Source organism: Prevotella vespertina, from assembly GCF_009728485.1.
Classification (GTDB): Bacteria; Bacteroidota; Bacteroidia; order Bacteroidales; family Bacteroidaceae; genus Prevotella; species Prevotella vespertina.
In genome coordinates this window covers 167328-179536 of the sequence record NZ_VVIQ01000002.1, presented here as the reverse complement: position 1 = coordinate 179536, position 12209 = coordinate 167328, and the positions used below count along the sequence as shown (strand labels likewise).

Annotated in this window: 16 protein-coding genes and 1 tRNA gene; 16 read left to right on the top strand and 1 reads right to left on the bottom strand. The window is 37.8% G+C overall.

Annotated elements, in window-relative coordinates:
• Nucleotides 1-31 precede the first annotated feature (31 nt).
• From F0475_RS02210 to F0475_RS02190, 4 genes are all read left to right on the top strand, one after another.
• The gene (locus F0475_RS02210; RefSeq protein WP_155715196.1) at nt 32-184 is read left to right on the top strand and encodes a hypothetical protein; all 153 of its coding nucleotides are present in this window, start codon (nt 32-34) and stop codon (nt 182-184) included.
• A complete protein-coding gene (locus F0475_RS02205) occupies nt 181-513 on the top strand; it encodes a hypothetical protein (RefSeq protein WP_155715195.1) in 333 nt (110 codons plus the stop codon). The genes F0475_RS02210 and F0475_RS02205 overlap by 4 nt, the downstream gene beginning before the upstream one ends.
• Before the next feature lie 176 nt (nt 514-689).
• Entirely contained in the window at nt 690-3464 is a 2775-nt protein-coding gene (locus tag F0475_RS11700; RefSeq protein WP_199879770.1) for a hypothetical protein, read from the top strand.
• A 15-nt stretch (nt 3465-3479) separates the two neighbouring features.
• Nucleotides 3480-3695 (top strand): hypothetical protein, encoded by a 216-nt coding sequence (locus tag F0475_RS02190; RefSeq protein ID WP_155715194.1) that lies wholly within the window; start codon nt 3480-3482, stop codon nt 3693-3695.
• Between the two features lie 45 nt (nt 3696-3740).
• On the opposite strand, the gene F0475_RS02185 is transcribed toward F0475_RS02190, so the two are convergent.
• The gene (locus tag F0475_RS02185; protein WP_155715193.1) at nt 3741-4262 is read right to left on the bottom strand and encodes a hypothetical protein; all 522 of its coding nucleotides are present in this window, start codon (nt 4260-4262) and stop codon (nt 3741-3743) included.
• A gap of 302 nt (nt 4263-4564) precedes the next feature.
• Between F0475_RS02185 and F0475_RS02180 the strand changes: the two genes are divergently transcribed.
• The 12 genes from F0475_RS02180 to F0475_RS02125 all read left to right on the top strand — a co-directional run bounded on the left by F0475_RS02180 (nt 4565) and on the right by F0475_RS02125 (nt 12193).
• A complete protein-coding gene (locus tag F0475_RS02180; protein ID WP_155715192.1) occupies nt 4565-4927 on the top strand; it encodes a hypothetical protein in 363 nt (120 codons plus the stop codon).
• 51 nt (nt 4928-4978) lie between these two features.
• Nucleotides 4979-6412, top strand: a complete 1434-nt coding sequence (locus F0475_RS02175; protein WP_155715191.1) for a class I SAM-dependent methyltransferase — start codon at nt 4979-4981, stop codon at nt 6410-6412.
• A 288-nt stretch (nt 6413-6700) separates the two neighbouring features.
• A complete protein-coding gene (locus tag F0475_RS02170) occupies nt 6701-7453 on the top strand; it encodes a hypothetical protein (protein WP_155715190.1) in 753 nt (250 codons plus the stop codon).
• Between the two features lie 75 nt (nt 7454-7528).
• Nucleotides 7529-7894: a hypothetical protein gene (locus F0475_RS02165; RefSeq protein WP_234422935.1), complete on the top strand. Its 366-nt coding sequence runs from the start codon at nt 7529-7531 to the stop codon at nt 7892-7894.
• Nucleotides 7895-7909: 15 nt separating this feature from the next.
• Entirely contained in the window at nt 7910-9226 is a 1317-nt protein-coding gene (locus F0475_RS02160; protein WP_155715188.1) for a hypothetical protein, read from the top strand.
• 2 nt (nt 9227-9228) lie between these two features.
• Nucleotides 9229-9555, top strand: a complete 327-nt coding sequence (locus F0475_RS02155; RefSeq protein WP_155715187.1) for a hypothetical protein — start codon at nt 9229-9231, stop codon at nt 9553-9555.
• Nucleotide 9556: 1 nt separating this feature from the next.
• Entirely contained in the window at nt 9557-9895 is a 339-nt protein-coding gene (locus F0475_RS02150) for a hypothetical protein (RefSeq protein ID WP_155715186.1), read from the top strand.
• Between the two features lies 1 nt (nt 9896).
• A complete protein-coding gene (locus F0475_RS02145) occupies nt 9897-10379 on the top strand; it encodes an HK97 gp10 family phage protein (protein ID WP_155715185.1) in 483 nt (160 codons plus the stop codon).
• Nucleotides 10376-10792 (top strand): hypothetical protein, encoded by a 417-nt coding sequence (locus F0475_RS02140; RefSeq protein ID WP_155715184.1) that lies wholly within the window; start codon nt 10376-10378, stop codon nt 10790-10792. The genes F0475_RS02145 and F0475_RS02140 overlap by 4 nt, the downstream gene beginning before the upstream one ends.
• A gap of 3 nt (nt 10793-10795) precedes the next feature.
• A complete protein-coding gene (locus tag F0475_RS02135; RefSeq protein WP_155715183.1) occupies nt 10796-11314 on the top strand; it encodes a hypothetical protein in 519 nt (172 codons plus the stop codon).
• 80 nt (nt 11315-11394) lie between these two features.
• A tRNA-Met gene (locus tag F0475_RS02130) sits at nt 11395-11466 on the top strand.
• A 16-nt stretch (nt 11467-11482) separates the two neighbouring features.
• Nucleotides 11483-12193, top strand: a complete 711-nt coding sequence (locus F0475_RS02125) for a hypothetical protein (RefSeq protein ID WP_155715182.1) — start codon at nt 11483-11485, stop codon at nt 12191-12193.
• Nucleotides 12194-12209 lie beyond the last annotated feature (16 nt).

The window sequence follows — 12209 nt, the reverse complement described above, 5'->3', positions numbered from 1 at the left end:
GGTTGACGAATTAAAAGCAAAGAAATATGAAATGGAACAGAAGATTTCTGTAGCCATGAAGGAGTTTGAAGAATGTACAACGGTAGAAATAAAGACAATTAACCTTTGCCGCTGCACTTTGAGCAATGAATTCGGTGTAGAAAAAGATTTCAATTATAATGTAAAGTCAGAATTAGAACTATGAAACAGAAGTTATCAAAATTACTTTTAAGATTAGCTGAGAAATTGTGCCCAACTTGCGAGGTTAAACCATCTTACGAGGCTAAAGAGATAGCGATTGCAGTTGCTATCACCAAGAAGAATATCCGTCAATACAGGGGTTCTTGTAGTAAAAATACTTCATATCGTAAGGGCGTTTCTGATATGACACGTATTCAGAAAGGGAATAACCACAGCCACATCTTTGAGGCTATAGAAAAGAATGGTCTTATTGAAGATGTTGTATATCTGAAAGGTGGTGAAAGGGTTGTTGAATCTCGATTAAAAGTGTATGTCCGTAAGAAAGAGAAATAAAGAATCAAAAGGTTCTACGAATAAATGTGGTGAGTGTGCTTTTTGTGAAGTTGAAATGAAGTTTTCAACTCTTAGCTTGAAAGGGGAGCCTACTCTTGGACGATGTCCTCATTATGCTAAAGGTATATATTGTGTATTGTTAAGCCGTATGGCTTGTAAACATTTCAAAGCAAAGAATGGGTAAACCAAGATTGCCAAATCAGAAAAAGGCATATAAGGATTTAAGTAAACGACTTGCAGGCTATATGATGCGAGTTCGTAACATATACGATAGACTCAACGAAAAGGCTGCAATGCTCGTTGAGTCTGTTGGCTATGAGGGATTGACTGAGTTTTCCTTTGGCAATTACCCAGAAATAGAGCGTGAGGTAAAGCTTTTGCTTTCTCAGTTTGTTGGAGAAATGCAAACACTCATCTACTCTGGCACGTCGTCAGAATGGAAGAGTAGCAATACATTCCAAGATGCGGTTGCAGATAAGGCACTGAAATATTATAGGGCTCAGATACACGGAGATAGATTTAAGCATTATTATCGTGACAATGGTGACCAGCTTAAAGCTTTCTTGCACAGAAAAGAAAATGGATTAAATCTTTCGTCTAAACTATGGAATCAGTCTGGCAACTACAAAGAATCTCTTGAAGTGACAATTTCTACAGCTATAGAGAAAGGAATGAGTGCTACTGCCCTCTCTAAGAAATTGAGTAGATACCTTAACGACTGGCCGTCATTGCAGGCTGATTACCAAGAAAAGTATGGTAAGGCTACAAATATCCACGATTGTGAGTATCGTTCCCTCCGTTTGGCACGTAACGAGATAAGTATGGCTTACAGGTCAGCAGAGCAAGCCAGATGGCAGCAATTTGACTTTATTCTCGGTTATAAAATAAAGCTATCTGATTCGCACCCAAGGTACGATATTTGTGATGATTTAGCTGGTGATTATCCAAAGGATTTCAAGTTTAGAGGTTGGCATCCTAATTGCTATTCGGACGATACTCAAGTTCTTACAAATCATGGTTGGAGATTGTTCAAAGATGTTCGTTGGGAAGATATGATTTTTTCACTCAATCCGTCCACACATAATGTTGAGTGGGTTGGGATTGATGATATGCAGGAGTATGAGAGTAACGGTAAAATGTACCATTTCTTCAATAAATCACTTGATTGCTTGGTAACACCTGAACACAGGATGGTATATCTTAATAAGTCCGATGGTCGTATAAAGTATTGTTTAGCGAAAGACTATACAAAAGGGAAAGGAGCGTTCTATCGTGGTTGTGAATACATTGCTGATGATATAGATGCTATTGAGATAGGTGAAAATAAATATCCGTTTGACCTGTTCTGTGAATTCATGGGTTATTATCTGTCGGATGGAAGTCTGCAACATAAAACAGGAATCATTATTTCTCAAAAAGACGGTCAGCCATACAAATATATGATAGTTGATTGTATTAAGAACATGGGATTTGCTCCTCGAATGAAAGAAGAAACGATCGAGTTTTATAATGCTCCATTAAACCGTTATCTGACACAATTCGGGATTGCACGAAAAAAGTTTATACCTACCATCATTAAGAATGCGTCAAAAAAGCAAATTCAGATATTTTTGGATGCGTTCATAAAGTGTGATGGATATACACGAAAAACAAGAAAGTCGTTCGTAGGGTCGCATGGTAATATATTCGTTCCAAAGGTGGAAGAGAAAATGTATTTTACAACCTCTCCACAAATGGCATCCGACCTTTCGGAACTAATATTGAAGGTAGGTAAACGTCCATCGTTTCGAGTTCAGAAGCCAACAGATGCACGGAAAAAGGATGGTACAATAATACATGGTAACTTTGAGTGTTGGATTATTAGCGAATGCAAGTCTTTGACATCTACCGTCTTTGAGAAAAAGGAGATGTCATATAAAGGTAAAGTCTATGATTTAACCCTTAAAAAGAATCACATCATGTATGTTCGCCGTAATGGTAAATGTTTTTGGGGGTCAAATTGCCTTTGTTACACTGTACCGATAGTAATGAGTGAGGATGAGTATTGGTCAGATAATAGAGAAAACAGCCCTAACAAGATTACTGCACCGCCAGAGAATTTTGGCAAATGGGTTTCAGAAAATTCAGAGAGGATAGATGAAGCACGCAGTCGAGGAACTTTGCCTTATTGGGTTATGGATAATCGCGAATTTGTGAAATTGTCGGCTTTGACCTATAAGGAAAGTTTGAAGCCAAGTCCATTTATCATGACGGATGAAACCGTAAACAAACTTGCTGCAAGGAATATAAATATTAGTCGTGTAGAAATATATAATGAATCAACCATATCAGGCTTTGATATTGATAGATTTGATAGTTTTATGGAGAACGTTGGTGATGAAAATAAGATTTTTTGGAAATCAAAGAGAATAACCATTTTCCCCAATGGTAATGCGAATTTAACCTATGATGGCGAATATATTGATAGCAAAGGTAATAAACAGAACCCTTATTTAAGTAGGATGTTTAGAATGGAAGATGACAAAAAAGTAGTCTATCATGATGTGTTTAATTTGCCATCAGAACTCCAAGGTAAAGGTTTGTCTAAGTCCGTGTTTAGAGAATTATTCAAGTCCTATGAAAGCATGGGCATTGATAGGGTTGAGGTTCTTGCGAATATGGATGTAGGAGGATATTGCTGGGGACGTTACGGTTTTTCTGCAAAGACATCAGAAATCAAAGACCTTGTTCAAAGAAGATTCTCTGAAGGGGTAATAAGTCAAAATGATTTTGAAGACGTTTCTGAAATATTAAAAATGTCTGGACCAAATATTCGTATGAATGAGATCGCAAATTTAAAGTGTGGAAAGGCTCTCCTCCTTAGTAATAAGGTAAAATGGAGAGGATTTATAGATTTGCATGATAAATATCAAATGGAACATCTTCATTATTATATTGGATTGAGAAAATAATGCTATATTTGTAGTATGAAAAAGTTAAAAGAAGAATTGACTTCAAAAATGCACTCTGAATTTACTATAAGTAAAGAAGCTGAGGTGAAGCTTAAAGCAGGCTCTATGTGGAGTGTTGCAGGATTTGATTGCGATGATGTTACAATGAAAAAGTGGTGCGATGCTTACGGAATTACATCTCAACAAGCCATGAAGTATAAGGATTTTTGGAGGAAACTATTTAAGAAGTAAAAGGCGGTTAATCCCGCCCTTATTCTTATGGACGCAAAAAGTAGTTTAAAAATCTGCATTCTTTCCTACATAATAAATAGGACCATAATATAGCACAGTATCATATTTATTGGATTTTTTGTTGTGATATATAAATATTTTACCCAGTGACTTATTTTTGTCAAGAGGGTTCACCCCAAAATCGTATCGTTTAAAACCTGTTTCGTCTACGTCCTCATTTATGCTGTCATAATATTTTTCTTTTATAATGTCCGCAAAAATCTCTCTCTTTGCTTTTGCTTGGTTAGCTGTTAATTCAAGGTCAGAGAAGCATGCAGAATATAAATAAGATTTATCATGGTCATACTGAAAATAAAAGTAGCCGACATTAAACGGGATAAGCCCGATATAACCCTTAACTACAATGATTGTTCCGTCTTGCTCCCACATATCTTCTCCTACATTTCTGTTAAGTAAAAGCTGTTTAGTTTCCTCGTATGAACTACCGAATGGAATACCCAAGACAGATTGTCCAAAAGTTAATGTAGAAACACACAAAAAAAGTAAGAATAATAGTTTCTTTTTCATCGTTTTATTGTTTGCATTTGATTAACAATGCAAATATAATAAACTTATTTAAATTTAGCAAGATAATATAAAAATAAAGCCAAAACTTAAGTATAAAGATGTTGAAAAACTTAGTCACTCCACTTTTCTTTTTTCAGAATTATCACACAAAAAAGCACAATACTAAGATATGAAAATACAATATTTTAAAAGTTGAATATTATGTAACTACTTGATTTTTAGATAGTTATATTTGGTAAATTCAAATAAAATGACTACCTTTACATCATCAAAATAATAATAACAATTAAAACAAAAGAGCAATGAAAAAGTCAGAATTTTTAGAGCGAGTTAAGTTCATTAAGGATTTTCTTTCAAAAGGGTTTGAAGATTATATGAAAGAAGATATCACTGGGTCGGAATTCCAAGACCTTATGAGATTAGCGGTGAAACTTACTCCAAACTACTGCGTTCCTTTCGATGATGAAGAGGAAGATTATGAGGAAGCTTTCAACAACGCTCCTAATGATTGCGAAATGGAAAAACTTGATGATTCAGAAATCAAAATGCAGGAGGAGTATTTGTATGAATTTATCGATAATTTTCCTAACTGGGACAGTTCAAAGTTGACACTTAAAGGTGGTAATTCTTTCCTTACAATGTTTGTTTCAGACTACATGATTTAGTAATATAACATAACTGGCAGGAATTTCACCTGCCAGAAAATATAAAGAGCAATGAATTTATTCACAGAAAATGTATATTTTTATCCTACGCCAGAAGATGTCATAAACACAATGATGCTCGGTGAGGATATTTTAGGAAAGACGATATTAGAACCGTCAGCCGGTAGCGGTAATATTGTCAGGTGGTTAAAATCAAATGGTGCAGGTGAAGTTATTGCTTGCGAGAAAGAAAAATACTTGCAAAAGCTATTGGTTGGAGAATGTAATCTTTTAGCCGAAGACTTCCTCTCTGTTACAGCAGAACAGGTAAGCCATATTGATTATATTGTCATGAACCCTCCCTTTAGCAATGGAGTGAAGCATATTAAGCATGCGTTTGATATTGCTCCTGCTGGCTGTACAATTATAGCTTTATGTAATACATCAAACTTGGAAAACTCATATTCAAGCGAAAGACAAGAATTGCGTGAGCTAATTGCTTTATATGGGTGTTCAGAAAATCTTGGTGCTGTATTTGTGGCATCTGAACGAAGAACAGATGTGCAAGTTTCACTTATTAAGCTTTATAAAGAAGCAGAAGGGGATGATGAGTTTGCGGGGTATATGTTCTCTAATGAAGAAGATATACTTGAAGGTAACAAGACGGAAGGGCTTGTTCAGTATAACGTGGTACGTGATATGGTAAACAGATACACATCTGCTGTAAAACTGTTTGACGAAACTTTAGCTGCTGCAAACAAAATAAATGAAATAGCTAAATTCTCTGACGATAGATTTGATTACATGCCTATCAGATTTGCAACGGTTGATGCGAATAGTAAGTGTGTTGACATAACTCGTCATCAATATAAAAAGCAACTTCAAAAATACTATTGGAGGATAATTTTCAATAAACTAAATATGGAGAAGTATGCAACACAAGAATTGCGTAACCAAATAAACAAGTTTATTGAAAAGCAGTCGAACGTTCCTTTTACTATGCACAACATATATCAGGTGCTTAATATGGTCATTCAAACAACAGGGCAGAGAATGAATAAGGCTCTTGAGGAAGCTTTTGATATGATATGCTCTTTCTCGGCAGATAATTCTACTGCTGGTGAGAAATGGAAGACCAATGCCAACTATATGGTTAATAGAAAGTTCATTGTTCCATATATGACCAGTTACGATAGTCGCTATTATAATACATATGTTAGATTAAGATATTCTGGGAATGAGGTTAAAATAAATGACGTTGTCAAAGCCTTATGTTACGTAAATGGTGTTACTTATGACGAGAAACATAGCTTGCGAAACTTTATATATGATAAAGGTATACGCTACGGAGAATGGTACGAATGGTCTTTCTTTCGTATTAAAGCCTTTAAAAAGGGTACAATGCATTTTGAATTCCTTGACGAAAATGTATGGATGCGCTTTAATCAAGTCGTTGCCTCACAGAGAGGATGGGTGTTACCAAAGAAAAGTAGAAAAGGTAAGTAATACTTTCAAAATATACGTTTAAGGTATAGATTTTCAGAATAACGATTTTGATGCGGTGATGATATTTATATATCCACCGCATTTTTTACGTCTATAGGATAAATTTTATTGAAAAATTATTTGAATTTCAAATAAAAAAGTTTATCTTTGTAGACGAAAGCGTGTGAAGATGCACGCAACAGAACTGGTCGTAACTTCAGTGCTCTCAATGGTTTAGTTCTAATGACTATGGTCTGCTTGCGTTCACTCGCATTGCAGGCCATTTTTTTATTTATAAATAAACAAGCAATGAAGAAACATTTTAAGAAAGTGTTGGATGCACTGAGAACAAGTAAGGACATTAAGGCACTTGGGTTCAGTCGCAGAGAGTTGAAGGGTGTTGCTGCTAAGATTGCCGACAAACTTGACTCCGAAATTAAGGAAGATGCTACGGATGATGAGATTCAGGAAGCAGTAGACGATGCCATTGATGCCGCCCTGCCTTTCCTCCAGTTCTCACAGACGATATCTGACAGCCGTGTCCAAGCGTACAAAAATGCTCACTCTACCAATGACGGAGATGATGATGACGACGAGGACGATGTGGAACCAGCAACACGTAAGAATCGTAAGAGTCAGACTTCTAAGAAGAATGGTAAGGTTGAGGACGAAGACGGTGACGACACTCCACTTGCCAAGGCTCTAAAACCATTGATGGATAAACTCGATGGTATGCAGTCGGAAATTTCAGCATTGAAGAGCGGTAAGACCGCCGACAGCCGTAAGGCTAAGCTCGAGAAACTACTGAAAGACACAGGCAAGTTTGGTGAAAGAACGCTCAAAGCCTTTGGTCGTATGTCGTTCAAAGACGATGATGAGTTTGAGGATTTCTTCGAAGAGGTTGAATCAGACCTTGAAGCAGAGAATCAAGAACGCTTAAATCGTGGACTTGAAAAGTTAGGTGCTCCTGGCGTTACAGGCGGTGCTTCTGAAAGTCGTAGAAAGAAGAACGACGAAGAAGTTATGTCCGATGATGAAGTTAAGGCGCTGGCTAAACTTTAGTCATCACAAGTAAAATCAAAATTTTTAGTACAAATGGGTGCAAAAGCTAATTTGGTAAATGGAACTACAAAAGTAATGTCTGGTGTAGATTCTGTTGTTATCCGTCAGTACATCGGAGGTATCGCAGGTGGTGCAACTCTTGACATGACTGACTTCAAGGATGACGTTATTAAGGCAGGTCATCTTGTTATTCGTACACTCGACGAGGACGGTAATTACACTTACAAGCCTATGCCTGTTGCTGACAAAGCCTATAAGGCTCTTCCAGCAAGTCATGAGTATGTAGGTGTTGTTGTTTGCTCTAAGATGGCGAGTGAACCGATGGTCGCTATTATGGATAACGGCCGTGTTAATGACAAGGCTATGCCTTATCCGTTAACTACAGAGATGAGAACAGCTGTAAAAACAGCTCTTCCAAACCTTATTTTTGAACACGATTAACAAGGAGGTTAAAGTATGAAAGAATCACTTTTTTTACAATTTATAGCTTCTATCTGGCCAAAATTGAACCTTTACATTAAGGAAAAGGAGGCTCCTGCAAAGCGTTCGTATCTCCACAAGGAGATGTTGGCTCCAGTGTACAGCTCTGATCAGAAGTGGGAGGGTACATCTGCAAAAACATCTTACGTTGCTGCTGATATGGTTGCAATGGATTCCCCTCTCCCTGTCAAGAAACGTGGAGCTATTGCGTCTTCTAATGGTAAATTACCAAAGGTTGGTATGAAAAAGATTCTTATTGAGTCTGATATTAACGCAATCAACATCATGAAGGCACGCTTTACCACAGCTTCTACAGATGAAGCAAAGAATGCTGAGAAGCAGCGTATTTTGACGAAGTTGCTCAATGATGGTGAGGCTTGTTCTATCGGTATCGATGAGAAGAATGAGGCAAACTTCCTTACAGCTCTTTCAGAGGGTGTGTTGCTTGTCGAGGATGAGGATAACGTAGGCACTGGCTTACGTGTAAACTTCGGTTATCTTGACGAAAACACATTCGGTACTATCACTAAGGGCAAGGTAAGTTATGAGGATATTGAGAATGTCAAGAGTAAGGCTGACACTGATGGCAATACGATTACCACTCTCATGCTTGCCAAGTCTAAGCTGAATGAAATTCGCAAGGAGCGTTGGGCACGTGAACTTGTTGCTGATGCTGATGGCAAGGTTTACACTGACGAAACCACCTTAAATGTTCCTTCTGTTAAGAAGTTCAAGGAAGCGTTTGAGGACGAGTTTGATGTTACACTAAAGGTTGTAGACCGCTCAATCTTGTTCGAGAAGAATGGTCTGCAGAAGAGCAAGAAACCATGGAATGTAGATCGTTTGGTATTCCTTTGCTCAGACGTAGTAGGTTCACTTGTATGGGGTACACTTGCAGAGTCAACAAACCCAGTTGAAGGCGTCAAGTATGCTACCGTAGACCAGTACAAGTTAATTTCTAAGTACTCTAAGACAGACCCTCTGCAGGAGTTCACAAATGGTCAGTCGCTTGTCCTCCCAGTAATTGAAGACGTAGAGCAGATTTATGTCATTGATTGCGCTGAGGAAAAATCTGCAAGCGTAGATACCGAGAAAGAGAAGCTTGACACAGCAGACACCTTTACTACCGTAAATGGCAAGAAGTATAAGAAGGCTGACCTTATTGCTCAGTTGAAGGCTCTCGATGTCAAGGTGGCAAAGAACGCTTCTGATGACACTGTTATCGCGGCTATCAATTCTCTGAGTAACGAACAAGAGGCAACTTTATTTGCTAACGTAACTGCTCAAGTTTAATTATGAAGACAATTTTACAAGCGCTCCAAGATGAAGTTCATTATCCAGTCCCTTTAGGCTTCATTGAAAATAAGCTGATTGAGCGCCAGCTTCAATGTGATGATGACTACACTTTTGAAGTCTCAAAAACAGCTGCATGGAAAGGTGCGCTTGCTGATTGTCTTTACTCTCTCCTGCAAGCCGTAACTTATTCTGAATCGGACAAGAGTGTTGGAACCCTTACAGAGGAAGATAAGAAACGGCTATTAGTCCGCATTAATTCACTTTACAAGGATATAGGCGAGCCTGTAGTTTCACTTGGTCAGCCTATGGTTACATTTGGTGAGTAGTATGTCTGTAATTGATTTTTCCGCACATAGATTAACGTATCAAATTGTGGTACGTGGACATGAAGACCCAGAGACGGGTGATTATGTTCAAGGTGAAACAAATTGGTCCACAGAAAGCTATAAGTGCGATATTGTTCCTGCCGGAAGGGCTAATACTATCCCTATACCAGACGGAAGTGTACAGGCTTACTTGTATACCATTTATAACCTCCCAAGAGATTGTCAAGAGTTTCAATATGGAGATATAATCAAATTGCAATTCTATGGCAAAGGAGAAGGGAAAGTCTTTAAGGTTTTAGGTTTTCATCGTTACCAGCACCAGTGTAAGATTTGGATTTGATATGGCAATAAAAATGACTACGCCCCCAGAGGCATTAGAGAGGTTCTTGATGTCTGCTTTTTCCATTATAAGAAATGAAGTGTCAAATGCTCTTGCTAAATTGGGTGTAGAGTGTGTTGCTAAAATCAGAGATAGGTCAAGCAAGGAAAGTTGGATAGACCATACAGGTAACCTCCGTTCGTCAATAGGCTTTGCTGTCTACGCTTATGGATTGAAAAAGATTCAGTCGTCATTTCAAACTGTAATGGGAGGATCTGATGGTTCATCTGAAGGTCGGAAGATGATAAATAATCTTGCAAGCGAATATTCTAAGGTTTATGCTTTAGTTGTTGTTGCAGGAATGAATTATGCGGAATACGTAGAATCTTTAGAAAGTAAGGACGTATTGGCATCAACAGAGCTGTGGGCAAAAGATGTTATTGATGCTCGCCTTGAAAGGGCAAAGAAGTCCGCTCTCGCTAACATAGAAAAATTATCATTATGAAGTCAGATATAGATATCAAGGATGATGTATGGAAGATTATCAAAGAGTCTTCGCTTCAAAGAGAAGTGAGTGGAACTTTGAAGAAAACATCTGTACGCCCTAAGAACTCACGTTCTGAGGATATTATTCTATCTGTACTTGCTAATAGCACAAAGCAAAAGCAAATAGCTTATGTAAACGTGAATATCTATGTTGTTGACGATTATATTGATGGTCAGAGTGAGGAAAATTCGGCTCGATTAAGAAAGTTATGCAAGATGTCATTCGACCTTTTCGATAATGTGCGAGGAAAGGACTTTAGATTATCGCTTACAGATCCGAATTTTGAATGTGGTCAGAGGGTGATGGAAAGCGAAGCTACTTCTGAGCACGTGATTAACAACAAAGTTTTGTATCAAATCATAAATGAGTAAAATATGGAAAGTAAAGCAATTGGATGGGGTAAATGTAATATCCTTATAAAGGATCTTGATGTGGCTTCTTCAAAGTGGACTAAGCTGCCTACTCCGAAAGAAAACACCACTAAGTTAACTCCTACCAAGGGAGACAAAAAAGAAGCTCCTATCGAGGGAGGAGAGAACGAAGCTGTGAAGTATTCTGCCAACAAATATGCTGTTGAGTATGTATTACGTCGCTTGCAAGGGCGCAAAAAGCCTTTCACGGATGTCAACGGCGTTGTTGCACATCACTTCTCTATCTTCATCCAGCCAGAGAATATAGCAGTTCCAGGACCGAAGATTGACAATACAGTAGTTTCCCTCTCTGACGAGTATAGTACAGAGGAAGGTGGTCTATTGACATACACCCATGATGCATTGAAGCCGGACAGTGGAAACATTGTCAAGTGGGGGACTATCGCAAAAGACCTGTCTACAGTGGCGGCTGGTGAAACAATTGAAGATGCTGATTTTGTCTTCACAGATGTTGACTTGTAAAATAGTCTTCTTGGTAAAAAGCGCTATCAGGGTAACTGACAATGCGGAAAGACGCATGACAGCCGGACAGACGGCTATATCGCAGGTTGGAGAAGTGGTATCTTGTTACTCTCATAAAGTAAAGGACGGTGGTTCGAGTCCATCACCTGCAACAAAATATAAAGATATATGGATAAAGAAAAGCAATTAGAATTAGATATTGCCGACACCATCATAGATAGACCGAAAGGGTTCAGTGTTGGTCGTCGGCATTTTTACTTATACCCCGTAACGTTGGGTAAGATGTATTTACAACAGCGTATTATAGATACTTTGAATATTGACAACGACTTGCTTCAAAGGAATCCATATGCAGAAGCTTTACGTATAGTATCGACAAATAAGGAAGAATGCTGTCTATTGCTTGCTTATCATACATTGCAAAAAAAAGAAGATATATTGAGTAACAGAAAGGTTACTATACGGAAGAATATATTTTTAAAAGAAATAACTAATGAGGATATAGCAACATTGCTCATAACATGCATTTCTGATAACAAGGTAGAATTGTTCCTCAGACATTTAAAGATAGATGAAGAAATAGAGAAGATGTCAGAGGTAAGCAAGGCTAAAGATGACAGGTCAACTTTGAGTTTTGGAGGTAAGTCAATATACGGAACACTCATAGATGCTGCCTGTGAGAGATATAAGTGGTCTTTTGATTATGTAGTATGGGGGATAAGCTATACCAATTTACAATTACTCTTAAAAGACAGCATTAAGTCTGTATATCTCACAGATGAAGAAAGGAAAAGGGTACATATCAATGACAGTTCTGTAACGGATGGGAATAGCAAAGAGGCTGTCATGGAGGCTATCAGTAGTATGAGTTGGAAATAATACTTTTGTTTACGAA